At 63.7% G+C, this 23988-nt stretch carries 18 protein-coding genes and 2 pseudogenes; 11 read left to right on the top strand and 9 right to left on the bottom strand.

The features are described 5' to 3' along the window. Positions 1-811: 811 nt before the first annotated feature. Positions 812-1255 (bottom strand): DUF6894 family protein, encoded by a 444-nt coding sequence (locus tag PQI07_RS02415; RefSeq protein ID WP_244538883.1) that lies wholly within the window; start codon positions 1253-1255, stop codon positions 812-814. 23 nt (positions 1256-1278) lie between these two features. Here PQI07_RS02415 and PQI07_RS02410 point away from each other — a divergent pair, with 23 nt between their 5' ends. The 3 genes from PQI07_RS02410 to PQI07_RS02400 all read left to right on the top strand — a co-directional run bounded on the left by PQI07_RS02410 (position 1279) and on the right by PQI07_RS02400 (position 5263). Then, the gene (locus PQI07_RS02410; protein WP_043380972.1) at positions 1279-2070 is read left to right on the top strand and encodes a Crp/Fnr family transcriptional regulator; all 792 of its coding nucleotides are present in this window, start codon (positions 1279-1281) and stop codon (positions 2068-2070) included. Between the two features lie 15 nt (positions 2071-2085). Then, positions 2086-4782: a PAS domain S-box protein gene (locus tag PQI07_RS02405; protein ID WP_081948598.1), complete on the top strand. Its 2697-nt coding sequence runs from the start codon at positions 2086-2088 to the stop codon at positions 4780-4782. Positions 4783-4849: 67 nt separating this feature from the next. Then, positions 4850-5263, top strand: a complete 414-nt coding sequence (locus PQI07_RS02400) for a hypothetical protein (protein WP_244538882.1) — start codon at positions 4850-4852, stop codon at positions 5261-5263. Positions 5264-5689: 426 nt separating this feature from the next. Here the strand turns inward: PQI07_RS02400 and PQI07_RS02395 are convergent, their stop codons facing one another. Beyond that, positions 5690-6013, bottom strand: coding sequence for a hypothetical protein (locus PQI07_RS02395; protein WP_139239494.1), 324 nt, complete (start codon positions 6011-6013; stop codon positions 5690-5692). A 47-nt stretch (positions 6014-6060) separates the two neighbouring features. Here PQI07_RS02395 and PQI07_RS02390 point away from each other — a divergent pair, with 47 nt between their 5' ends. The 4 genes from PQI07_RS02390 (at position 6061) to PQI07_RS02375 (ending at position 9611) form a co-directional block, all read left to right on the top strand. Then, complete coding sequence (locus PQI07_RS02390; RefSeq protein WP_274925975.1) at positions 6061-6186, top strand: KUP/HAK/KT family potassium transporter; 126 nt, start codon at positions 6061-6063, stop codon at positions 6184-6186. A gap of 691 nt (positions 6187-6877) precedes the next feature. Next, positions 6878-7534, top strand: coding sequence for a LuxR C-terminal-related transcriptional regulator (locus PQI07_RS02385; RefSeq protein ID WP_081948597.1), 657 nt, complete (start codon positions 6878-6880; stop codon positions 7532-7534). Between the two features lie 35 nt (positions 7535-7569). Beyond that, the gene (locus PQI07_RS02380; RefSeq protein WP_274927669.1) at positions 7570-7962 is read left to right on the top strand and encodes an EAL domain-containing protein; all 393 of its coding nucleotides are present in this window, start codon (positions 7570-7572) and stop codon (positions 7960-7962) included. 164 nt (positions 7963-8126) lie between these two features. Next, positions 8127-9611, top strand: a complete 1485-nt coding sequence (locus tag PQI07_RS02375) for a sensor domain-containing diguanylate cyclase (RefSeq protein WP_158713271.1) — start codon at positions 8127-8129, stop codon at positions 9609-9611. 127 nt (positions 9612-9738) lie between these two features. Here PQI07_RS02375 and PQI07_RS02370 read toward each other — a convergent pair. Both PQI07_RS02370 and PQI07_RS02365 read right to left on the bottom strand, forming a co-directional pair. Then, positions 9739-9936: pseudogene (locus tag PQI07_RS02370) on the bottom strand (helix-turn-helix domain-containing protein); the annotation flags it as partial. Positions 9937-10223: 287 nt separating this feature from the next. After that, a pseudogene (locus tag PQI07_RS02365) lies at positions 10224-10642 on the bottom strand (IS630 transposase-related protein); the annotation flags it as partial. A gap of 251 nt (positions 10643-10893) precedes the next feature. On the opposite strand from PQI07_RS02365, the gene PQI07_RS02360 reads away from it, so the two are divergent. From PQI07_RS02360 to PQI07_RS02345, 4 genes are all read left to right on the top strand, one after another. Beyond that, positions 10894-11742 (top strand): AraC family transcriptional regulator, encoded by an 849-nt coding sequence (locus tag PQI07_RS02360; protein ID WP_081948595.1) that lies wholly within the window; start codon positions 10894-10896, stop codon positions 11740-11742. A 122-nt stretch (positions 11743-11864) separates the two neighbouring features. Then, positions 11865-13844, top strand: a complete 1980-nt coding sequence (locus tag PQI07_RS02355; protein WP_083461088.1) for an autotransporter domain-containing protein — start codon at positions 11865-11867, stop codon at positions 13842-13844. Positions 13845-13957: 113 nt separating this feature from the next. Continuing rightward, positions 13958-14314: a DUF485 domain-containing protein gene (locus PQI07_RS02350; protein WP_081948593.1), complete on the top strand. Its 357-nt coding sequence runs from the start codon at positions 13958-13960 to the stop codon at positions 14312-14314. Continuing rightward, positions 14311-15993: a cation acetate symporter gene (locus tag PQI07_RS02345; RefSeq protein WP_091994845.1), complete on the top strand. Its 1683-nt coding sequence runs from the start codon at positions 14311-14313 to the stop codon at positions 15991-15993. Before PQI07_RS02350 ends, PQI07_RS02345 begins: the two co-directional genes overlap by 4 nt. Before the next feature lie 835 nt (positions 15994-16828). Here the strand turns inward: PQI07_RS02345 and PQI07_RS02340 are convergent. The 5 genes from PQI07_RS02340 to PQI07_RS02320 all read right to left on the bottom strand — a co-directional run bounded on the left by PQI07_RS02340 (position 16829) and on the right by PQI07_RS02320 (position 23747). After that, on the bottom strand, positions 16829-17530 hold the full coding sequence (locus PQI07_RS02340) for a GntR family transcriptional regulator (protein ID WP_081948592.1): 702 nt from the start codon (positions 17528-17530) through the stop codon (positions 16829-16831). Between the two features lie 256 nt (positions 17531-17786). Beyond that, positions 17787-19739: a TniQ family protein gene (locus PQI07_RS02335; RefSeq protein WP_043380957.1), complete on the bottom strand. Its 1953-nt coding sequence runs from the start codon at positions 19737-19739 to the stop codon at positions 17787-17789. Beyond that, positions 19736-20830, bottom strand: coding sequence for an ATP-binding protein (locus tag PQI07_RS02330; protein ID WP_051975980.1), 1095 nt, complete (start codon positions 20828-20830; stop codon positions 19736-19738). The genes PQI07_RS02335 and PQI07_RS02330 overlap by 4 nt, the downstream gene beginning before the upstream one ends. After that, positions 20827-23034 (bottom strand): TnsB C-terminal domain-containing protein, encoded by a 2208-nt coding sequence (locus tag PQI07_RS02325; protein WP_043380955.1) that lies wholly within the window; start codon positions 23032-23034, stop codon positions 20827-20829. Before PQI07_RS02325 ends, PQI07_RS02330 begins: the two co-directional genes overlap by 4 nt. Then, positions 23031-23747 (bottom strand): hypothetical protein, encoded by a 717-nt coding sequence (locus PQI07_RS02320; RefSeq protein ID WP_139239493.1) that lies wholly within the window; start codon positions 23745-23747, stop codon positions 23031-23033. The genes PQI07_RS02325 and PQI07_RS02320 overlap by 4 nt, the downstream gene beginning before the upstream one ends. Positions 23748-23988: the final 241 nt, after the last annotated feature.

The raw sequence follows: 23988 nt of genomic DNA, 5'->3' as shown, positions 1-23988 counted from the left end.
ACCTACCGGCAGTCGACGCGCTGCACATTGTGGAACCGCGAGAGAGTTAGAAGTGGGAAGAACAATCGATAGCCGTGGCTCTTGAGACGGAAAACCCGCGAAATTCCGACTGATTTGTAGGATTGCTCCTGCCGTTCGCTAGCAGCGCCCTGGGCCGATGCAGATACACTGCCCCGCGCACTGCCAGCAGGATCGAGCCACGCCGGCTATCCCCTCGCGCGAACGGTGGCTTCCGCCGTGCCGGCCGAACGATCGCGGGACGGATCGTGAGAAGACGCGAGCCCGCCGCGCCGTCGCTTTCGCCGTTTCAGAACGCTCCGCAGCTCTACCGCTGTCGGGCTACCTTGCGGGGACCGGCGACCCTCGGCATTGCAATCGCCGAGATTGTGCGACGACACCGCTGAGCGTGTGCCACGCAAGGCGCGCTCGGCGATGCGCGGGCGGCTCCATGTTCAAGTAAACCTGCGCGGAACACGATCCCGGCCACGCCGTTTACACGATGCAGCGCAGCACGGCGTGCTGCGCTGCAGCCCGTGAGGGCGTTTCCTCCCTAGACTTCGGGCCGCTCTTTGGGGCGGCCCCTTTTTGTCCGGGTCTGCATTAACCCGGGTGAAGGCATTCGGTTTCCGGCCGACGTCTGAAATCGCGACGGTCTAGGCCGCTTGCGTGACACCGCGGTGATCACGGCGTTTGCAACGTCCACGCAGCATAGGACCAGCACCCGGTCGCGACCGTCGCCCGATTCTACTGAAGCGCAGGCTCGCGGCGGTCTCGCTGTTCGAACTGTAAGGGCGCGCCACTGACCTGGCTCTCAAGCGCTCTGACCCGGGCGGTCGTGATGACACTCTGCATCCAGATGGAGCGATACGGTGCACAGCACGGCGCCAGCTTCATCCCTCACATAGGCCGTGAACGCGCGCCGCCCGTCAGCGGGCGGAGGATCGCGCCCCATGTCCGGCAGAGCCGCAATAGCTGCATCCCGGGCAGCATGGAGGTTCTCGTAGCACTGCCCTTCATCGTCAGGCAGGCACACGTGTCCGTCGTGATAGTCGATGAAGTAGCGGGGCATCACATGCGAGTTGGGAACGCGGATGGGTACGGACCTAGAAGCTCTCAAGCCGCACATAGTTGCAGGGTTCGAGGTACGCCGCCGTCGGCCGGCGCCAAGCCGATGAATGACGCCGATCTCCCAGCTATTGGGGTACTTGTGACCAGACAGGGCATAAGCGTTGCGGTAGATCTCGCGGGCGCTCATCTGGAATGACCCGTCGCTGCCCCATGCTGGCCGAGATTGACGCACTGCTCAGCGGCAACCTGCTTCTCAGCGCCCTACGCGTGCCCGATCAGGCCCTGATCAAGCCGCACCTGGAGCTGAAGGCCTATGCGCGCGGCGACGTGCTGTTTGAGGCCGGCGAGGACGTCTGCTTCGTGTCGTTTCCTCTGGACCAGTGCGTGGCCGCCCTCGTCGTGGGGCTGCGAGATGGACGTGCGGTCGAGACCGCCACGGTTGGGCGTGAGGGCGCGATCGGCGGCGTGGTCAGCCAGGGTTCGCTGCCCGCATTCAGCCGCGCGATGGTGCAGGTCCCCGGCTCCGTCCTGCGCATCGACGCCACGGTCCTCCAGCGAATCAAGCAGACCTCGCCTGGCCTGCGCAACATGATCACCCGCTACTCCGATTGCCTGCTCGCCCAGGTGCTGCAGTCCGTCGCCTGCAATGCCAGCCACACGATTGAGGCCCGTTGTGCCCGCTGGCTCTTGAGCCTTCAGGATCGCGTCGGCACCAACGTCCTGCCGATCACGCACGAGGTGTTGGCCGAACTTCTAGGCGTCCAGCGCTCCTACCTGTCGCGCGCGCTCCGCACCCTGCAGCAGCAGGGCCTGATCCAGATCCGGCGCGGGCGCATCGTGATCGTGAGCCGCCCGGCGTTAGAAGCGGCAAGCTGCGAGTGCCACGGCGCGGTCAAGCGGCATTTCGAGCGCGTGTTGGGCGCCGTCTACAGCGCGGGCGGGACCCTGGTGTCGCTGCGTCCGGCGCCTTCCGAGAGTACCCCGATGTGTCACGCTGTCTGAGACGACGGCGACGGAATGGGAGAGTTCCAACCATCCGGACGAGCCGCGATCAGCGAGCCGGATGAGCCCCTGAGCGATGAGAGCCGGCGCCTTCAGGCGCTCGAGAGCTACGACATCCTCCACACGCCACGTGAGCAGGACTTCGACGACATCGCTGAACTAGCGGCCGAAATCTGCCGCACGCCGATCGCGGTCGTGAACTTCATCGGCGACGGCCGGCAGTTCCTCAAGGCTGAAGTCGGTCTGGGCGAGCGTGGAATCAAGCTCGAGTCCGCGTTCTGCCACCAAGCGATTTTGCAGGGTGAGGTCCTCGCCGTCACCGACGCGACGAAGGATCCACGCTTTGCCGACGACCCGTTCGTGTCGGCTGCGCCAAGCTTGCGCTTCTATGCGGGCGCCCCGCTCAGGACCGCGGACGGGCTAGCGATCGGCACGGTGTGCGTGCTCGACACCCGGCCCCGCCGGCTCACGGAGCGGCAGCAGGCCGGCCTACAGCGCCTCGCCCGCCAAACCATGACGCAACTGGAGCTGCGTCGCGCCGGGCGCATCCAGCAGGCGGAGAAGGCGCTGCAGAACCGGGTCCTGGAGAGCGCGTCCGACTACGCGATCGTTGCGACGGACCGCACGGGCCGGGTGACGCGCTGGAACGCCGGCGCCGAACGGATCCTCGGGTGGCGCGAGGACGAAATGCTGGGCAGCCCAGCCCATCGGTTCTTCACGCCCGAAGACCGTGCCGGCAGCCGGCCCGAGATCGAGATGGGCCTGGCGCTGGAGAACGGCAGCGCGCCGGGTGAGCGCTGGCACCTGCGCAAGACCGGCGAGCGGTTCTGGGCGCGGGGCGAAATGATGCCCCTCAAGACCGCGAGCGGCGAGGTTCGGGGCTTCATGAAGATCCTCCGCGACCGAACTCAGCAGCGTGTGGACGCGGCCGAGCGGAACGCCAGCGAGCTGCGGTTCCAATCGCTCGTGGAGGTCAGCCCGCAGGTGGTCTGGTTCGGCGATGCCACCGGGCACATCACTTACTGCAACTCGACGTGGTACGAATTCACCGGCTTGACTCCCGCTGACACCAGTGATGACAGCTGGACCAGCGTGATCCACCCGGATCACCGCGTGCGGATTCTTGACGTCTGGAAGCAGGCGATCGCGACCGGGGACCACTACGAGATCGAGATTCCGTTTCGCCGGGCCAGCGACGGCCAGTACCGCTGGTTCCTGGCACGCGGCAGACCCGTGCGAGACGCGGCCGGCTTGGTGGGGAGCTGGATCGGCATCGCCATCGATATCCACGAACGCAAGCAGGCCGAGGCGGATCTTCGCAAGACGCGGGAACAGCTGCGCCTGGCGATCGCGGCCACCGGCACGGGCGTCTTCGACTACGATCTCGGCACTGGTGCGCTGGAGTGGGACGACCGCACCCGTGCCCTGTTCGGGTTACCGCCGGACGTGCCCGTGAGCTACGACGTATTTCTAAAAGGTCTCCACCCGGAGGACCGCGCTCGGGTCGAGGAGGCGGTCAAGACCGCCCTCGATCCTGCCGGCGACGGCTCTTACGACATCGCCTACCGCACCATCGGCTTGAGCGACGGGGTGGAGCGTTGGCTGGCAGCCAGAGGCCAAGCGTATTTCGACCAAGGGCGTGCCGTCCGCTTCATCGGCACGGTCCTCGACACTACCGACAGCCGTCGGGCCGAGCAGGAGCTGCGCGAGACGGAGGAGCGGTACCGCTTGGCCGCCCGCGCCACCAACGATGGGATCTGGGATTGGGACCTGGGCACCGACCACGTCCGCTGGAACGAGGCCGTGCAGACGCTGTTCGGCTATGCGCCCGACGCGATCGCTCAGAACAGCCACTGGTGGAAGACGCACATTCATTCTGACGACCGCGAGCGGGTCGAGGCCGGCATCTCCGCCGTCATCCACGGTGGTATCGACCATTGGAGCGCCGAGTACCGGTTCCTGCGTGCTGACGGTTCCTACGGGGACATCCTCGACCGCGGCTACGTACTCCGCGACGCGGAGGGTAAGCCGGTGCGGATGATCGGAGCCATGCTCGACATGACCGAACGCAAACGGGCGGAAGAACACCAGCGCCTGCTCACGGGCGAACTCCAGCACCGGGTGAAGAACACGTTGGCGCTGGTCCAAGCGGTCGCCAGCCAGACCCTGCGCGGAGCGACAGATCTCGCCACGGCGCGCGAAGCCTTCGTCGCTCGGCTAGTCTCGCTCGGGCGGGCGCATGACATCTTGACCCAGGCGAGCTGGACCGCGGCACCGATCATCGAGGTGATCGAGAGTGCGCTCTGTGTGGACCGTCGAGCCGAAACCTTGAGGATTCGGCTCAGCGGGCCCAACGTGTTGCTGGGCGCCAGTGCCGCCCTGTCCATATCGCTGGCGCTGCACGAGCTCGCGACCAACGCCGCTAAGTATGGTGCGCTCTCGAACGAGAGTGGCGTTGTGGATCTGCGTTGGGACGTGGTCCACGACGAGGCAGCTCCCCTCTTCTACCTGACGTGGTCCGAGCAGGATGGTCCGCCCATTGTCGGCCAGCCAACCCGTCGAGGGTTCGGCTCGCGCCTAATCGAGCGCAGCTTCACGACTGAGGTCGGCGGCGAGGTTGAACTCACCTACGCACCAACCGGCCTGGTTTGCCGCCTGGAGGCGCCCCTGGCTTCCATAGCAATCTCGCAGGGGACCGTCTGCTTGAGCTGACGGGGGGATGCGAGCCAGCCGTGCTGTGTCGTTGACGGAGAGAACGTATCGCGTACAAACGGTCTGGATGCAGGTCCGCAGTTACATGTATCGCCTTCGACCCGACCGCGTGCAGGCTGCAGCCCTCCATGCGATGTTGCGCGATTTCTGCGGGCTGTCCAACGCGGGCCTGCAACAGCGCATCGAAGCCTACCGCCGTGGCATCAGCCTGCGCTACGGGCATCAGGCGGCCGAAATGAAAGCGTGCCGTACGGCGGATCCGGATGGTCTGGGTCGTTGGTCGTTCTCTGCCCTGCAACAGGGCCTCCGGCGATTGGACCAGACCTATGCGGCGTTCTTCCGACGCGGGCACGGCTTCCCACACTTCCGGACGTCCGCACGCTACCACGCGGCCACGTTCCGCCTCGGCGATGGGCTGACGATCAAGAGGGATCGGCAAATTGGGGTCGTCGGGTCACCCGGCGGGATCAAGGTGGTCTAGCAGCGCGATCTGCCGCCGGACGCTAAGCTCGGTACAGTGATCCTAACCTGCCAGCAGGGCCGATGGTACGCTGTCTTCAGCGTTGAGGCCGAGTTCGCAGAGACCTGCGGCACCGGTATGGTCGGGATCGACTTGGGACTTAACAACCTGATCGTTCTGGACCGGGATGTTGCCGCAGCGACGGTCGTGCATCAGCGGGCGTTCGGGCCGGGACACGGCCCTCGGGACATGAGCCAGCGGGTTGCCGCATAGCTGTCCCGAGAAGCCGCCTGCTTCAGCGCGCGGAGTTGTCACCACCCAGGATCGTCGCGCTAGCGCCTTTGCATTGACGCGAGAACAATCCGGCCTCGCGGCCGCTGGGCGCTTCGGTGCCGCTCAAAGAGCACCGAGAGTCGGATTTCAGAGCCGTGTTGAGGGGGCCGACCGTCAACCACCAGCGTCGAGAGGCTCATCACCCGCCTGCTCATCGATCGCGGCCTTCGCGGCAATCATCACCTTGCGAAGCTGAATCCGAAGGGCATTGCGCATGGCCGCCTCGCGGCCGACCACGTCCGCGCTCTCAGACCCATTTGGACCACCGCCGAGCCGGGCCTCCACAGCCGCCCGCGCCGCCTCGAAGGCCTGGGTGGCGAGCTGCGGATCACGATTGGCGACCTCCCGGGCGAAGGTCACGAGGGCAATGCGGAACACTCCGAGCGCGGTCGCGAGCGGCGCTTCGACCTGCCCAAGCCCTGGGTCCATGACCATCACCTGCCTCCTCCGGTTCAGGTCAACACAACCCACTGGAGGGGCTGCCGGTGCCGTCGGTACGGCGACAGGAGCCGCTCTACGCCTTCATGGCGCGCAACGCCGTGCGCTCCCTAAACTACTATCGGATCCCGCCGGCGCAGGTCGTCGAGTTGGGCACCCAAGATGAGATGTAGGCACCCGTCAGATCGCCGCTCTTCCCTGGGTGCAGCCTTCGTCATACGGCCTCCCGCGCGGGGGCGGGTTCAGCCGCGGACGCCGCCAGCGACCACGGTTCGTTTTCACCACGGGCCCGGTCAGAGACGGCCCGGGTGCGTGAGATCGGGCCGGAGTTCAACATCGCCACGCGGACATTTTAACATTATTGCAACAGCAGACCACAGGCCCGGTATCCGGGTTTCGAAAGTGTCCCGATTGCGAAACAACGACCTGAAAGGGAAAGGCATTCCTGCGACGCTCGGCTAGAGCCTTTGATAAGCGAGAGGGTCGACGAGGAGCGCCCCCGCAATTGGGAGCGGATTGGCGACGGCGCGCTCGACCGAGTTGGGCGCCGCAGGCCAGATCCGCGCGACGAGCCTGGGGCGCGACAGATGGCCAAATCCTGGGGACGCACGTTCGGCGACCAGACCGGACGCCCCGCAGCGGCGGCGACGGTGGTGCGGTCGCGCCACGCGGCTGCTGCAGACCGGGGCTCTATGCCTCGGGCTCCGGTACGCGCGGCACCTCCAAGCCTTTCAACGGCCCGGGCAACGTTCGCGCCACAGACTCGACTTCGCCTCTTTGGCGTCCGCAGGTTGCGCCGAAGTGCGCGCTTCTCGGGCCACGCGCAAGAATCCCGCGGCGCGACGGTTTCGGTGTGAGCGGCTTATGCTGGTCCTGATCGTCGACGATCGCGTCATAATTCGAAATGCACTTGCAGAGATCGTGCAATTTTACTTTCCTGACACCGTAGTCGACGAGGTGGAAAGTCTGGAAGACGCCCGCTTGCAACTCAGAACGCGCCGCACGAGCACACTCCTTCTTCTGAGTGCCGATCAACGTGAGGCGACAGGCGACGACGGGATCGTCGTGCTGCGCTGCCCGTCGCTTTGGCAATCCCGGACGGCGATTGCGTCGGTCAGGTTGCCTGGTCCATTCCAGCAGGCTCTGCGCAACGGATCTGCCGCTTTTGTCCCGAAATCGGCAGGCAAGGAGACGCTCGTTCGGGCCATCGAGGCAGTCGCGGGCAAGCGAGCCCGGGTTGCAGCCCCACTCGTATCGCATCTCGCTGTGCAGCGTTCTGACGAGCGAGGGCGGCTGCTCGCTGAAAGATTGGAGCGCTTGACGCCGCAACAACGTCGCGTGCTGACGCTCATCCGACAAGGCTTGAGCAACAAGCAGATCGCCCACATCCTCGCTGTCGGGGAATCGACCGTGAAATCTCACGTGACGCAGCTTTTGCGCAAGCTGGAGATGAACACGCGCACTCAGGTCGCTGTGACCGTCACGATGCATGATGCACCTCCGTATGCCGAAGCTGACTGAAAGGGCCGTTGCCGAATGCCGCGTCCCCTGGGTTCGTGCAGAACCGGTGCGGGGACCGGCTGGATGCGGCAATCGTGCGGGCGACCATCGCGTTGAGCCGCAGCTTCGATTTGAGCGTGATTGCGGAGGGGATCGACTCGGACGCGCAGCGCCGGCGGCTACTCGCGAACGGCTGCGAGGAGGTGCAAGGGTACCTGTTCGGTCGACCGACACCGGCCTCGGTTTTCGCGGAGGGCTTCGGACTGCGGGACAATCAGGTGGATCAAGCAACGTCCGCGAGCGGCATCGGGGAACGGTGGCCATCGCAACGATCTCGCATGCTCTCCTGTCTCTGCAACGCACGCGAGAGTAATACAACCGTCACCGATAGCCGCGCACCGGAGTTGTCTGAAGCATTATTGCGCGTCGCCGACCTTTTTCGACTATGATCGGACAAATGCGTTTTTTACGCTAAGCGGTTGGTAATTGTTTTGCGGCCCACTGCGCGGGGATCCTTATGCGGCGCAGGCCCGAGGTGGTGGACGTTGAGACAAGCCCCTCGGGGCATTTCGATCGCACGGGGTCTCGGTGGCCCCTGGCCTTCTGGCTAGGCGTGGCCAATTTCTTCACTGTCGCCGGCTTGGTCGGCGTGGCTGCGCTTCTGCTCTGGCAGCTGCGTCTGGACGCGGAGCATCGCAGCCAGCTGACCGCGCGCAGCCTGGTCCAGGTGCTCGGCCGCGATATTGCCCGCAACGTCGAACTCTACGACCTGTCGCTGCAGGCCGTCGTCGAAAGTTTCGGCCGAACCGACGTCGCACAAGCCTCGCCCGAGTTGCGCCAACTGATCCTGTTTGATCGTGCCGCCTCGGCACCCGGCTTCGCGTTCCTGTTGCTCCTCAACTCAGACGGCGTCATCGTCGCCGGCTCGGATCGTTTGGTGCCGAAGGGGCTCGATCGGTCCGAGGCCGAGTATTTCCGTCACTTCCTCGCCCACCCCGAGGATGACGACCTGCATGTCAGCCCGCCCACCATCTCGAAGGTCAGCGGCAAGCAGATCGTCCTGCTCTCCCGTCGCTTGTCCAACCCGGACGGCGCGTTCGCCGGTGTCGTGGTCGGTGGCATCAGGACCGATTATCTGCGCAGCCTGTTCGCTTCGGTCGACGCGGCCCATGCCGGAACCGTCATGCTTTACGGACCGGAAGGCATCGTGCTGATGCGCGAGCCGTTCGATCAACGCGCGATTGGGACCAGCGTGGCAGGCTCGCCGAGCTATCACCGCATGGTTGCAATGCGAGAGGGGAGCTTCGTAGGACCGGCGATGCTCGGGGATGGCGAGCGGGACTTCACCTTCACGCAGCTTGGCACCGGACCGCTCATACTTAGCATCGCTGTGGCCCCGGCCACGATCTACGCCGAATGGCAACGAACGGCGCTGAGCCTCGGCATTGTGTTGCTCAGCCTGTGCGGTGTCACAGTCGCCCTGACCTGGCTTCTTCGCCGCGAGTTGCGCTGTCGTGAGCTGGCCGAAACCCGGCTGGTCGCCGCCAACGTCCGCTTGGCCGAGCAGGCGACGACGGACGCGCTGACCGGCCTCGGCAACCGCCGGCGCTTCGACGAGGTGTTGACGGAGGAATGGGGCCGCGCACTGCGCGGTCGGCGGCTGCTGTCGTTGGTGCTGATCGATGCAGATTGCTTCAAGAGCTTCAACGACACCTACGGCCACCAGCGCGGCGACGAGGCGCTTCGGCTGATTGCCGGCTCGATCCGGGCGGCCGCCAACCGTGCCAGTGACACGGCCTGCCGCATCGGCGGCGAGGAATTCGCGGTCGTCCTGCCCGAGGTTGACTTGGCGGGCGCCGCGGTCGTGGCTGAGCGGATCCGGGCGGCTGTGACAGGATGGGGCATGCCCCACGCTGCAGGGCCGCACGCAGTGCTCACGGTCAGCTGCGGTGTCGCAAGCGCCTCCGAGGTGTTGGCGCTTGAGGCAGCAGCGCTCACTGCAGCGGCCGACGCCGCTCTATATGCGGCCAAAGGTGCCGGCCGTAATCAGGTTCGATCGGCTGAGCCGCACACGAAAGGTCTGCGTCTTGTGAGCTGATCGCGCGCTAGGGGCCGCTTGTGACGGCGAGTGCCTCCGCGACGGCCCCAACCTCGACGATGGTGCCCACCACGGGCATGTGGACGAACAGACCTTCACAGACCGCGCCGGTCGCAACGCTCATTGCCTTTGCATACACGAGGTAGGGGGCGAGCTGGCTCGGGCGTCCGGCTTGGCGTGGACCGTAGGCGGGCGGTTCGAGGCCGCGCGCGATGTACCTGCGGACGGTCTTCGGATCGCGCCCGGTCCGGCGGGCGATGGCGGTGATCGACGGACCCTGGCGGTGCAGGTCGAGGATCATGAGGAGTTCTCCGAGCAGGACCATCCTCGTCGCTCCCGACCGATACGCATCGGCGGGCATGATAGCGGAGGACGGCTAAGCCCGAGGGCGCCGGATGCCCGCCGTGCACTCAGGCCAGGGCACCGACCAGGGACTTTTGGTCCCCACAATCAGGGAGTACTCAACGCCCGCTGACAGCCAAGCTCGGCGTGTCGTTCTTCCGCTATCTCGGCGACCGCCTCGGGATCTCGGACGGTGACGCGATCCCGCCCCTACCAGATCTCGTCAGAAATGCCGTTACAGTCTGACCGCCCGGCAATCTGCTCCGGTTACTCGAGCTGGTCCTCAAACCACGCCTCGCGCGGCCTTCACGTCCGGCCGCTCCTGCTTTGCCGCGTGGCCTGGCGATTTTTTGCGAGATGCGGTGGCGCTTGAAGAAGCGCGAGAGGCTGCTTTATGCGAGGCAGACGCCGCGATCAGCCAGGTTGGTCCGTAGCTCGTGCAGATGGATGCCGGGCTGCGCCTCGTAGAGGGAGACGATCAGGTCGGCATGAGCCTCGATCCGGTGCGAGCGCTGATCGCCGCCCATCGATTTGGGTGCGACGTGGCCCTCACGGGCCAACTGCCCGCACCAGCGACTGGCGCTCGCCAGACTGACCCCGTAGCGTTCAGCTGCTTGGTGACGCGCCGCGGCGGCTTCGACGGCTTGGACCACGCGTTGACGCAAATCGACGGACAGAGCTGAGGACATCGGCACTCTCCTTCGCCGACGAACCCATCATCCCGCCAGCCGTTTCGTCGCGCTCGGACGGCGCCCTAGCAAGACCGAACCGAGTCTGAGAATATTGTGCGCAAGGCCGATCTTGCAACATATCTCTTCGTCATCGCCTCTTAGCGAGTAGGGCACCGATTTGATGACTCTCCCAATTGCCGTCGATCCAAGCCGTTTGGTCGGCAGTCCTCGGTCGATTTTCGATCGATCTGTAGCCGGGCAGACCGGTTATGTCTGATGCCGGATTTCTCAAGGCGTCGCCGCCCGATCGGCGCAGGATTGTCGTGCACAGCGGAAAGTCAGGCTGGCATGATTTTCACTTCCAAGAAGTTCAGGTGTTTGGAGAAGGCACGTTCGAGAGTGTAACAACAAGCCTCACGGTCTCGATGACGCTCGGCCCGATGCGTATTGCGCGAGGCTTGAGTGGTCACTCATTTCTCGATCACCCAACTGACCCACAACTGTCATTTCCTGGAGATGTTGGCGTCGGACGGTGGAAGGGGACGCAGCGGGGATGGCACCTCTTCCTCAAACCAAGTACTGTCGAGCGGTTATCTGGGCGCGTTTTCCGATCGAGCGAGCTCCGACCCGCTAACGGTACTCGGGTGGCGATCGGACACTTGTTGCGCGCCCTACATGTTGACGTAGTTACCGGTCATCGAAGCGGCCCAGCCTTAGGCGAAGCTATTGCGTCCTCGATTGTTCAGCAGCTCTATGATGAGATTGGATTGGCTGCGCCGGACGATATCACTTCACCAACGGTAAATGCGCGCGTGCAGCGGCTGTGCGACTGGATTGAAGCGCACATTGAGCTACCGATTACACTTGAGGCTATGGCTGCTGAGAGCGCAGTTACCGTACGCCAACTATGCCGAATTTTCCGAGCCGCTACAGGGTATCCGCCTCACCGCTACATTCTTTTGCGAAGGATCGAGCGAGCAAAGCTACTGATCCGAAATGATCAGATGAGCCTTCAAGAAATAGCGTTGGCTGTTGGCTTTGCTCATCAGGCACATATGACCGACACGTTCAGAAGGCTCGCCGGCGCGTCGCCGTCACATTTCCGCAACAAGCGGTAGATTGTGCAGGAAAATCCTGCGGGCCATGTCCAGATTTCGAAATCTCGTCCGAATGACAGAAGACGAAATCGCGCGCCGCGACCAAACATCCCCTTGCAAAAAAATTCCTCAAGGGGGGCTTCATGTTTGCACGTCTAAGATTCACGCTGGCGCTTTCGACCGTTTTGTCGACATCTGCTCCAGCATTGTCACAACAGGCTTACTTCAAGAACTATTATAGTTTCGGAGATAGTCTATCGGACACCGGCCGTATTGCGAGATCGACGAGCGATATCAATTCCGGTGGCAATGGTTTTTTCAAGACCTTGGTTGGCGGCAACGTTTATGATGGTAATCGAGCGTCAAACGCACCAAATTTCCTTGAAGTTCTTCCAGGTCTAGTCGGAGCACCCTACGTTGCGGCCAACCAGTTCGCCATTGGATCTTCGACCAGTGCGCGCGAGCCGGCCAATGCGTTCGTGTCACCCAATTTCGCCTACGGTTTTCTTGACCAAGTTGACCAAGCTGTCGCTCAGGTTGGTCGCTTCAGCTCCCGCGATGTTCTGAACATCTGGGCAGGCTACAATGACTTGAGTGGTATTCCTGCTGCGGGGGCTGCGCCACAGTCGGTGCGTCTGGCCGGCGTGAACACCATCATCGCTAATACTGTGTCCGGTATTGAAACCTTAGCCAGCGCCGGCGCCCGCAACTTCGTGGTTTTCAACCAGAAGACGGATCGTTACGACACGCTAACCTACGCTGGTATGGCGATCCCGTTTGGCAACCGGGATCTGGCCTCTGCCGTGAACGCGCAGCTTCCGGGTGCGCTGACGCCGCTCTCCGCAGCGGGTCTCAACGTTCATCTTTTTGACGTTGATGCCTTGATCACGCGCCTGCGCGCTAATCCGACCGCCTACGGCTATGGGCCTGATGCCAACACACCCTGCGCCATGGTGCCGAACTGCCGGGCCAACGGAACCTTGAACGGCGGTGCGATCGAGAACCAGTACATTTCGCCGGACGGGATCCACAACACGGGTCGGACGAACCAATATATCGCCGCCTTCGTGGCCAACCAATTGAACGCGCCGCTGACGATTGGACCGCAGGGCGATCTCGGCCAGAGCGCCGGCCTGGCCTTCTCCTCAACCTTGATCGACTTCCTCAGCGCCGAGCGCCGCCGTAACATGGCGATGTCGGTGCCCGCCACCTACACTGCGGATCTCCCTGGCCGCACAGTCCCGCCGGTTACCGTTCCAGTTCAAGTCGGAAGCCCGCTGTCGCTGTTCGCGCTCGGCACCTACCTCAACGTCGACCGCACAGCGCAGAACCAAAAGGGTGGTGGCAGCACCGGCAACACCTTTAGCGCTGACTTCGGCGGTGTCACCGCTGGCCTTCTCTATCAAGCTACACCTAATCTCGTGCTCGGCGCCGCCTTCAACTATCTCAACACCAGCGTCGATCTGCGCGGCCCGACCAATGGACGAATCGATATGGACAGCTTTCAGGGCGCCGGTTTCGCCTCGCTGTCATTTCCAAACTTCTTCGCCGATGTGGTCGGCACCTACGGCCACAACAACTACACCCTTGACCGGCCGGGGGTGATGAACGATCGCCTGACCGCATCGCCGTCCGGCGACGTGTTTACCGTGGCGGCGCGGACCGGCTACCTATTCGACTTCGGCACCTTCAAGGCCGGTCCGGTGGGCGAAATGGCTTACGCCAACGTCAGCGTCGATGCGTACCGAGAGCGCGGTGACGCGCTGCTGACCATCGGCACCCGCCAGCAAAACCTAGAGGGCCTGACGGCCGGCGGCGGCATCCAGATCCGTACGACTCTCCCGATCTTTGGAGGACTGGCAAGCCCGTTCCTGAACGTGACGGCACAGCACGATTTCCTAGATGGTGTGCGCACGGTAACCTCATTCCAGACCTACGCGCCGACGCTGCTGATCCGCACGCAGACTGGGCGGCGGAGCGATGACGTGTACGGACGGGTCGCAGGCGGCTTGGATCTAGATTTCGGCAACGGGCTGAGCGGCGTGCTGACCGGCTCGACCAGCTTCGCCCGTTCCGGCGGCGACGATCACACCGTCAGCGTAGGCCTGCGCTATCGCTTCTGAGGCTGTCACTCTGGTTTCGCGCCCTCCCGATCTCAGACCCACAGGGGCGCCAACTGGCCCGGCCACCGGCCGGGCCTCTTCCGATCAGACCTGAACCCCTGATAGAGGTCGACATGACAGGCCGAACATTCGCAGCGCGCGGTCCTACGCCCCAACCCCCAGCTAACGCGGGCAGCGCATACGCCACAATCGTTCAAGACCCGATGTTCCAGCAGCTCGTCGGCGAGCGCACCCGGTTCGCCTGGACGCTGACGATCCTGATGCTGGTGGTCTATTTCGGCTTCATCGGCCTGATCGCCTTCGACAAGTCGCTGCTCGCCGTGAAGGTCGGCGGCACGGCCTCCCTCGGACTGTTCGCAGGCGTGTTCGTGATCCTGTTCGCCTTCGCGCTCACGGGCGTCTACGTGGCCCGGGCCAACACCCGGTTCGACGCGCTGAGCGACGCCCTGAAGCGGAGCGTCGCCCGATGAACCGCCTCTTCCTCGGCCTGACGCTCGCCGTGATCGCAGCGAGCGCGGCCTACGCCGCCGGTCCGGATCTCGGTGCCGTGCAGCAATCGGCCACGAACTGGCCGGCCATCCTGATGTTCCTGTTCTTCGTGCTGCTGACGCTCGGCATCACCTACAAGGCGGCCAAGGGCACCAAATCGGCCGCCGACTTCTACGCGGCCGGCGGCGGCATCTCGGCCGGCACGAACTCGCTGGCGATCGCCGGCGACTACATGTCGGCGGCCTCGTTCCTCGGCATCTCCGGCCTCGTCTACACCTCGGGCTTCGACGGGCTGATCTACTCCACGGGCTTCCTGGTCGGCTGGCCGATCGTGCTGTTCCTGATCGCCGAGCGCCTGCGCAACCTCGGCAAGTTCACCTTCGCGGACGTGGCGAGCTTCCGCCTCGACCAGACCGCGATCCGCATCATCTCGGCGGTGGGCACGCTGGTGGTGGTGGCCTTCTACCTGATCGCCCAGATGGTCGGCGCGGGGAAGCTGATCCAGCTCCTGTTCGGCCTGCCCTACCTCTACGCGGTGATCATCGTCGGCGTCCTGATGATCGTCTACGTCGCCTTCGGCGGCATGAAGGCGACCACCTGGGTGCAGGTGATCAAGGCCTGCCTGCTCCTGGGCGGCGCGACCTTCATGGCCGGCGCGGTTCTGCTGAAGTACGGCTTCAACCCGGAGGTGCTGTTCGCCAGCGCCGTGCAGGTCCACCCGAAGGGCGACGCCATCATGGCGCCGGGCGGCCTCGTGTCGAACCCGATCGAGGCGATCTCGCTCGGCGTCGGCCTGATGTTCGGCACCGCCGGCCTGCCGCACATCCTGATGCGGTTCTTCACGGTCTCGGACGCCCAGGCCGCGCGCAAGTCGGTGTTCTACGCCACTGGCCTGATCGGCTACTTCTACATCCTGACCTTCATCATCGGCTTCGGCGGCATCGCCTTGCTGATGTCCGATCCGAGCTACTTCAAGCTCGGCCCGGCCGGAGCCTTCGACAAGCTGAAGGACATGATCGGCGGCACCAACATGGTGGCGGTCAACCTCGCCAACGCGGTCGGCGGCCCGTACTTCCTCGGGTTCATCTCCGCCGTGGCCTTCGCGACCATCCTCGCGGTCGTCGCCGGCCTGACGCTGGCCGGCGCCTCGGCGATCAGCCACGACCTCTACGCCCAGGTGATCGCCCGTGGGCGCACCACCGAGAAGCACGAGGTCAACCTGTCGAAGATCTCGGCGGTGGTGATCGGCATCGTGGCGATTTACCTCGGCTACGTGTTCGAGAACCAGAACGTCGCCTTCATGGTCGGCCTCGCCTTCGCGGTGGCGGCGAGCTGCAACTTCCCGGTGCTGGCCATGTCGATCCTGTGGCGCGGTACCACGACTTGGGGGGCACTCGCCGGCGGCCTCGTGGGCCTGACGGCGGCGGTGGTCATGGTGGTGCTGTCGAAGGCCGTCTGGGTCACGACGCTGGGCAATCCCGCCCCGCTCTTCCCCTACGACAACCCGGCTCTGTTCTCGATGCCGCTGGCCTTCGCGACGATCTGGGTCGTGTCCCTGATGGACAAGTCCCGGCGCGCTCAGCGCGAGCGCGCGGCCTTCGAGGCGCAGTTCGTGCGCTCCGAGACCGGCATTGGGGCGGCGGGCGCGCACGCCCACTGAGATTGAGCTGCCGTAGCCCTGATCGGGCCACGGCAGTCTCGCAACGCCAATGGAGGTGCGCGGCATGCCGGCTTACGTCGATGATATTCTCGCCCCAGCTGCGGTGCTCAATGAACTGGCAGCGTTAGGGGTTGCTGAAGTAGCCACACTCTTCGAACACGTTGGCCAAGTCAGCGTTGCCAACTCTTTTTGGAAACGAGTTCGGCAACATCGTATCCAAGCACTTCATCTTCGGGCGCTCGAAGGTGCGAAACGTGCACAGTCGTCCCGATCTCAGCAGCCTTAGTCTTCAAAGGTAATAATTTTTCCTCGCAACATTCCGAGGCAAGATCCATGAATTTTCCGGCGTCTCTCAATGAGCCTGCTGTGACATGGCCCACTGCTGAGGAGCTGGTGCTGGCCTACCTTCAGGAACATTCTGATATTACGAATGCGCAGGCACGTGTTCTTACAGACATCTCATCCGGCATCATCATGATGAGGGTGTTCTGTCGGCTTCGCAAGAGGGGCCTGATAAAACGAGTTGAAGGCCCTAGGGGCAATATTGCGGCTTGGCAGCGAGTATAAGGGTCGGTCGATGCCAGCATTTGCTATCGATGCTGAACCTGACTAATTCTCTTCAGTCTCCCATCCGGTGTTTGAGATTCATGGGACCTTGACTCGGTTCTACGTGCTCGCCGGGCTTTTCCTTTGAAAAACTGCGACAACCGCCTCAAGCCCGAGGCGAGAACTGAGGCATATCATGTCATGCAACCGAAGAACGGCAATTGCAAATCTCAACAAAAGGCTCACGTTATGCGCCGCACCCTTTATATAGTTCAACGTGTTGTATCTATCAGATTTCTGGAATGAATTTAAGCTCCGAAAAACCGGATTGCTCCCTTAGCTGGAGCATAATGGCACATCCATAGCTGCTGATGTGCTGTGCAAGCGCGCTTCTTGACGACTTGACGTCACCAGACTTGCATAATTCCAGTATAACCTTATAATCGTCGAAAAAGTACTTAGTGTTTCTAGGTTTTTTCCAATAGTAATTCAAGTATTTGTCGAATTTTAATCTCAAATTATATACCTCGCCGATTGCATCGTTGTTGCGGGCTGGAGCGAAAATCGCTCGATAAAGTTCTGTTGCATATTCCATGTTGACAGATGCCGGTTTCATGAGATCAACACGGCTCATGATGGTATCAAATTTGATAAAATCCGTACCTGACATATTCGGTATCGATAGCGCTAGAACGAATTCTTCGATCAGTTCGCGTCTAGTGGTTAGTTCCCAGACTTCGAGATGATTCAAGGCCACGACCTCCGGCAGCCCACGCCAATTGATTTTGGCAAACCCTTCGACGATCAGCCGCTTGAAAGCTTCACGGGCGACGGTCTGACTAACGCCGAGCCGGTTCGCGACGACTTGCTGTTTCAGTATCTCTCGATCCAGCAGCCGTTCGCACAAGATTTCCTGCCGCAATCTGCAAGTAGCATCTTTGATCTGCAGAAGTTTTTCGACAGATAACTGAGCTGGCCGTGGAGTCAACATTGCTTTTGATCCGCTCTGCTGCGAATTAATGAAATTAGAGGCCAGCTACTTTCCTGGACCATTTCGAAGTTGGATCTTCTATTCGCACCTTCGATCAGGCCCGTTCTTCTTTCTCAGGAGCTACAGGTCTGGATCGCGTGTTTGGACTGGGCGAGTGAGGTCGCGAGATGTGTTCGAATGCGACAGATCGCGGGTCGCCGACACGCGACGGGCGGTCCGCGATAGCTCGGATAGAGGCGTTGAGCCGCTCCTGACTTCAAGCGCCGATCGTCGCCTGGAGCCCTGGATCAGGTCCTTGCGTGTTCGCTCGGCCGAGCCGACTGTCTCTTCGCTTGCACAACACTCCGGTGACACGTTCCTGCACACCTGGGTTGAGAACGGCGTCTCGAAGATAGAAGCTCACGCCGCATTGCGCGCGTCTGATCTCGGGTTCGATACCCAATTCCTTGAGGTAACAGACAATACCTCGGCAACTCGTCGCGTTGAGACGGGCGAGTTCCGAAGCAGAGATGTATCGGCTCCGAAACGCGTCCAGGTCACGACGTGCGACGAGCGTGATCCGTCGTCGCGTCGAAGGACGGACGCCTGACCACGCCTTCATGACTCGTGCGCGGATAAGCCGGCTTATCACCTTTCCGTTGACACGAAGGATTTGTTCGACTTGGCGCAGCTTGAGCAGATCGACCTCATCGGGCTGCTCAAGTGCGGCGGCGATCTCCCGCGGAGCGACGAGCAACGCGGCGTAGCCTGCTTTGCTGCGATCAAGGTGGATCGTCGGGAGCTCGCCTCGGATGACGAGCTGGATGATTGTCTTGACGGCACAGTTCGCCCTGCGCGCCGCGTCGGTGAGCGGACACATGTGGTCGGGGACCGTATCGACCGGTACGGCATGGTTCAGGAGGGCGTCGCGAAACGCGACGATCCTCGCTCGCGCGTAGACCGGTGCGAGCCCGGGCGCGTCGGCAAACAGCGGGATCGGTCGGATGAAGCCGGCTGCGGCCAGGCGCTTTGCTTGCACGAGCGAGCAACCCAGCAGCGTGGCAATGTCCGGTAGCGTCAGGGCGTCGCTGTACTCAGCGACGACGCGCTCTGCCGTGGCGGCGTCGAAGACGATGTGATGGTCCCAGTCTTCGTGCTGTTCTGCGGCGGCCAGCCCGACAGCGAAGAGGATCTTCCGTAGGCGACGGGGGTCTCGGCCGGTAGCGATCGAGAGGGTTCGGATCGAGTGCAGCGTCCGCACCTCGATCGTGGAACCGAGGATCTTGTCGCCGGCGCCGAGGGGCATGATCTGTGCGATCGATCGGCGCACGAGGATGCGCACCGGCTCGAAGTCGGACCGGCGCCCGGCGCTGGTCAACCATTCGTAGAAGGTTCCGAACAGCTTACGACCGTGGGCCAGCGCCGACGTGTGCGGACGGTAGGTCCTGTAGAGATCGTCTATGAAGGCATGCAATCCGTCCGGTCCCGCGGAGACAATCGCGAAACCGGCATGCCCGGCGGCCTGCCAATGGCTTTCGGGACAGCCACGGATCTTCGCCCGGCGTCCATCCAGCGAGACGAGGCCGACGATCTCGCAAAGCTTCGCGGCCACATGCCAGTCCAGACTATCCAGCCACGCACTCTGGCCGCTCAAGCCGTCCAGACGCCGGATGAGGTAGGTTTCCAAATCGGACAGCGGACGCGGACCATGCGACACAGCGAGATGCTCGAGATCGCGGAGCGCCGGTGCGACACAGCGGGTGAATTCGTGCACGACGGACCGTTCGGCTGGCAGGCCGACCTCAACCAGCGGCAGGCGGTGAACCGGGCACGTCCGGATCGCCGCGAGCGTCCAGATCGTTCTGCCGTATGCGGCCCACGACGCCGGAAGCTCGCTCGCTTTGGCGTCCTCGATGAGACAGCGCGGGCAAACCCTGCGGTAGCCGCGATGCAGGGCAGATGCGGCGAGCTTCTCGCCCCGAAAGCTCCCGCCACGCTGTCGGTCGAACCGGATCGCGCTCTCCACCAGTCCGGACGCGTCGACGTCGGCGACCCTAGCGAGGGCCTTGAGGTGCCGCAGCTCCCCTTGAGCGACCGCGCGGAAATCAATCCCGAGCATCTGGCCCAGCAGCTTGGGATCGTCGATTCCGTGCCGCATGGCGAGGCGTCCCATGAAGCTCGCCGGTGTCTCGCCGGGCTGGAAGGCGAGGTGAGGCCACAGCACGCTCACGCCTCATCCTCCTCATCGAAATCGTCGTCGGTTGCGAGTGACGCGCGCTTGACCTTCTGGGCGCGCAGGAGGCGCTGCTTCGGTGGCTTCTCCAGGACCAACAAGGGATCGGTCAGCCGCCAGTCTCGGGCCACGAATGGGTTGTGCTCGGGCGCAACCCCGCGCGATTGGACGTAAGCGCGTGCAAACGTGTGGAGGCTTATCGCCGCTTGGCGTTCGGTGAGTGCGAACCGGATCGCATCGTAGGTGATCTCGATGCTGCGCCCGAGCTGCCGATTCCCGGCATGGATGAGGCGGGGTACGACAGCTGCGAGCTCTCCGGATGCGATCGACAACCCTGCGACGCTCGCCAGCTCACCGACGACATGCTCGATGCGGCGGTAATCCGTCTTCGGAACGAGGCCGGTGGCGGCCGTGAACGCCATGCGACCAGAGAGCTGCGGGTCCTTCCGGATCGCGCTCACCAGCTCCGGAATACCGGAAAGTATGACTGCAACCGGCCAATCCAAGTAGATCATGAGGTACTTGAACATGTTGATAATCTTCTTGATCTCGGTCTTATTCGCCGGCTCCGTGACGTGATGCGCCTCGTCAACGTGGAGAATTTTGATGCCGCGAATTTTCAGTCGATTCCGGATCATGTGCGCGAGCTTCAGCTCGTAATTCTTGCCGGTGGGAATGTTGACGATCGGCAGTCCGAGTTGCTCGAAGACGTCTTGGCCGAATCGGCCGAGCGTGCAGGCGCCCTGGGGGACGACCGTGACCAGCGGACAATCGGCCCTCGCATCTCCGTAGCCTGGAAGGCTCGGGTGACCGCGGAAGACCTCGCTCAGTGCCCGGCTTTTGCCGGCCCTGGCCTGCCCGCTGAGGACGAAGCCGCGCGCCTCGACGACGTTGTCCGGCCCCACCGGCAGGGCCGGATCACGGCGCTCGAGCAGCTGCTGCAGGACGACGTTGAGCTGTTTCTCGACCGCGCCGTGTGTCGGCGTCGCGAAGTAGGTCGCCTTGACGCGTTCCATGGTGGCGACGACGTCGAGGTCGGCCGGCCGGAGGCCGGCGCGTATCGTCGCGAGGGCATTGGGCACCGTCACGTCGGCCTCCGCACTTGCCAGAGGCCCTGATCGTCCTCGTCCGTCACCTCGGGCGGTGAGGTCCGCTCAGGCTGCACGAGCGTGTCGTTCATCGGTGGCTCCGCGGGGCCTGTCACGGGGATGCCGCGGGAGAGATCCTCCAGGTCGGTCGGCGCCCCGTGCTCGTCGTCGAGGATCTCGAGGGTGCGAATGGTCCCGCGCTCGATCCGCTCCACTCTCTTGGGATCGAGGACGATGCCGGTCAGCGCGGCCTGAGCGTGGGCCGCGTTGGCACTGGATCGTATCCGATCGAGGGCCTCCTCTGCGATCGCCCGCGCCTCGTGCTGACCGGGACCGGCATCGATGCGGGCCTGTTTCACGCTGCGTTGCCAGGCGACGGCCGAAACGCCATCAAAGCCAGGCGTTCGACACTTCGCGTGGTGCCACTCCGTTCCGATGCGTACGGAGATCCAGCCCAGATCGTCTTGATCGATCCGGACGTCGAGTTCGACCTCTTCGTGATCGCGGAAGTGCCGCACCAGAGCTGGCGAGAGATAGTACAAGCCCATGACCCGGATGCCGCGATTGTTGAGCGTGCGCCGGACCGTGATGCCGAAGATTGCGCGCTGGTCGTGGGGCCCGGGCGGCACCGGCCCGCGCTTGTACAGGGCCTCGAGCTCAGTCCAGCGCTGTCTGGGCGTCTTGCCGCCAAGATTTTCGTGCGGGATGTTGTGATAGACGTCGACGAACCAGAGGATCATCAGGTCGCAGAGCTGATCGAGCGTTAGGCTAGCCCGCGCCTCCGCATCGTAGTCGCCTTTGTCGGTCACGTTCGCGAACGTCTGGCCGGTGAAGTAGCCCATCAGGCCCGTCCGGATCGTGCCGAATAGCCGCTCGATGTGCGGGCGTAATTCGGGCATTCCAGCCGGCGGCGAGACGTTGAGGATCCTCAAGTCGGCGGTGGCCAGCTTGAAGCGGTCGGAGACGTAGGCCGGCCCGGTGTCGTTACGGAGTGTGAGCGGATGCGCCGTGTAGTCCCACGGGGTGCGACATCCGGCGGCCTGCGCGACGGCGGTCTTGTCGTTCAGCATCATCCGCAAGGTCAGCAGGTTCGACTCCGCGGTCACCGTGCGGCTCAGGCGCATCGCGAGGATGCAGCGCGAAGCGACGTCGAGCACGACCGCGAGCCAGCGCCGCTCCCGCCGGACCAGCTTGCGTTCGGCGAGGCTCATCAGCTTCCAGGCGCCGGACCGGACGCACAGGCTCATGAGCGAGACCTGCCATTCGTCCATCTGCACGAGCTCGCCGATCCGGTGGGCTCCGAAGGTCTGGGTCACCGCCTTGAAGCGTCGGAGCGCGAACGGCAGCCCGCGGCGCGCGACGCAGACCTCGAATTTCGGCAGCACCCGCACGGCCGCGGAGAATGTGGTGAACGAGATTTGGTAGGCCTCGGGATCCTCGCCTGCGCGAGGCTTGAACCCGGACTTCTCCAGCGCGCGGCAGAACGCCTTGTAGCAGGCCTTCTGCGTGGGCCTCGTCTCGGACATGTAGTTGTGGACGTGCTCGTGCATCAGCGCGAGCACGTCGGGGTTCTTGCGCGGCACCCGATTGCCGCAATGGCGCAGGCGGTCGCGCAGGGCATACGCGAGACAGCCGCAGGTTTGATAGACGCGGTACCATTCCCGCAGCGTCCGGGCTTTCGGGAACCTGAAGGTCAGCGTCGTGGTCACATAGCGCCGTCGCTTTTCGACCTTGCGCTCCAGGGCCTCGCCGCGCCGATCCTCGACGACCACGATGTGCTCGGACAGGCCGCGTGCGGTGACGCGACGCTCGATCTCACCCAGAACCTTCTGAATCGCGGCATCGTCGATGGTGGTCTGCCCGTCGGCGTGGAGGTCGATTAGATCCTCGACGCAGGCTTCCCGGAAGAGCACGACCGCGAGTTCGTCCCGCGGCAGGTCCAGGACCGAGGCGACGCCGGAACGGGCCCGAGCTTCGACGTGCCCGAGGCTGTAGTAGTCCCGGTTGTGCTGGAACTTCGGCGATCGCCGGAACGCCTCGAATTCGGCAAAGGTGATCTCCTGGGCGAGGTTGCTGCCCACCTGCACCAGTACGTAGTGATCCGGAAGCGAGCGCGGGCAGGTGTAGGCCAGACCGTCGGGGAGGATGATCTGGTCATAGCGACCGAGCTCGTAGCGTGGGATCGTCCGTTCGAGCTGGGTCACGCGGCAACCTCCGTCCCCACAGGCGGCGCAACCCGGGTGTTGTAATCCCAGCGGCCGGCGTGGACTGGCAGCAGCGTGCGATCTCCGATCGCGCGGATCGCGGCACGGAACGCGTCGGCGCCCAGGCCCGTCGCTTCGACGAGACTGGCGATTGTGGTTCGCCCGTACAGGCGTCCGACGTACTGGGCGATCGCGGCGTCGGAAGATCCCGGACCGTCGCGCCGGCAGTCGTGCAGCAGGCCGACGTTGTAGATGTCAGCCTGCGAGAAGCTCAGCTCGGTGAAGATGACGATCCGGTCCGCGAAGCTGCGTGGGATCTGGTGGGCGATGCTCCTGTAGAAGCCGGCGAGATCCTTCAACTCCGCACGAATCGAGGCCTTGCAGGCCACGGCGACGCGCTGGCCGCTGCGCAGAACGGCCAAGAAGTCGAAGGTGTGCAGATGCTGCCGACCGCCTCGCGTGTAGGTGATGGCCGGCGGCTGATCGATCAGCGTCTCCACCTCGGGATCGGCCAGCAGGTGCAAGGCCGAATGGCACTCGATCATGCTCTGAAACACCACGCGTCGCTGGTCTGTCGTGGTGACGAGTTGCCCGATGGCAGAGACCCGCGACCGGCGTGGCAGCGTGCGGCTGGAGAGACTGGGGAGGCTTTCAGAGAATGGCAGCGGCCAGTCCCGCTGATCGTCGAACGATACGGTGCGATTCCGAAGCATGGGCCGACCTCGTGCGCCAGGACAGCGCCGGCATCGCCCGGCGCGTCACGGTTGGAGGCGGCGCTCAGTCAGGCTGAAGGCCCGACGGGCGCCGTCCTCATTCGAGGGGGAGCCGATCGACCTGCGGGGGAGTCGAGGTGACGCAGGCTCACTCGCCCAAGACGGGCTTGCGAGGCTGACGAACCCATGCGAATCCTCGTGCAGGTTCGGCTGTTCAGCCAGCATCCTTCGACCCACCGGT

Origin of the sequence: Methylobacterium sp. 092160098-2 (assembly GCF_028920805.1) — a bacterium.
GTDB lineage: Bacteria > Pseudomonadota > Alphaproteobacteria > Rhizobiales > Beijerinckiaceae > Methylobacterium > Methylobacterium fujisawaense.
Note: the sequence above shows the minus strand (reverse complement) of the source record. Positions and strands in the feature narration are given on the sequence as shown.

What these genes read in the sequence shown, in the direction of transcription:
- PQI07_RS02415 (WP_244538883.1), bottom strand. Translation starts at nt 1,255, where the DNA reads ATGAGCGCCCGCGAGATCTACCGCAACGCTTATGCCCTGTCTGGTCAC.
- PQI07_RS02410 (WP_043380972.1), top strand. Translation starts at nt 1,279, where the DNA reads ATGCTGGCCGAGATTGACGCACTGCTCAGCGGCAACCTGCTTCTCAGC.
- PQI07_RS02405 (WP_081948598.1), top strand. Translation starts at nt 2,086, where the DNA reads ATGGGAGAGTTCCAACCATCCGGACGAGCCGCGATCAGCGAGCCGGAT.
- PQI07_RS02400 (WP_244538882.1), top strand. Translation starts at nt 4,850, where the DNA reads ATGCAGGTCCGCAGTTACATGTATCGCCTTCGACCCGACCGCGTGCAG.
- PQI07_RS02385 (WP_081948597.1), top strand. Translation starts at nt 6,878, where the DNA reads ATGCTGGTCCTGATCGTCGACGATCGCGTCATAATTCGAAATGCACTT.
- PQI07_RS02360 (WP_081948595.1), top strand. Translation starts at nt 10,894, where the DNA reads ATGTCTGATGCCGGATTTCTCAAGGCGTCGCCGCCCGATCGGCGCAGG.
- PQI07_RS02355 (WP_083461088.1), top strand. Translation starts at nt 11,865, where the DNA reads ATGTTTGCACGTCTAAGATTCACGCTGGCGCTTTCGACCGTTTTGTCG.
- PQI07_RS02350 (WP_081948593.1), top strand. Translation starts at nt 13,958, where the DNA reads ATGACAGGCCGAACATTCGCAGCGCGCGGTCCTACGCCCCAACCCCCA.
- PQI07_RS02345 (WP_091994845.1), top strand. Translation starts at nt 14,311, where the DNA reads ATGAACCGCCTCTTCCTCGGCCTGACGCTCGCCGTGATCGCAGCGAGC.
- PQI07_RS02340 (WP_081948592.1), bottom strand. Translation starts at nt 17,530, where the DNA reads ATGTTGACTCCACGGCCAGCTCAGTTATCTGTCGAAAAACTTCTGCAG.
- PQI07_RS02320 (WP_139239493.1), bottom strand. Translation starts at nt 23,747, where the DNA reads ATGCTTCGGAATCGCACCGTATCGTTCGACGATCAGCGGGACTGGCCG.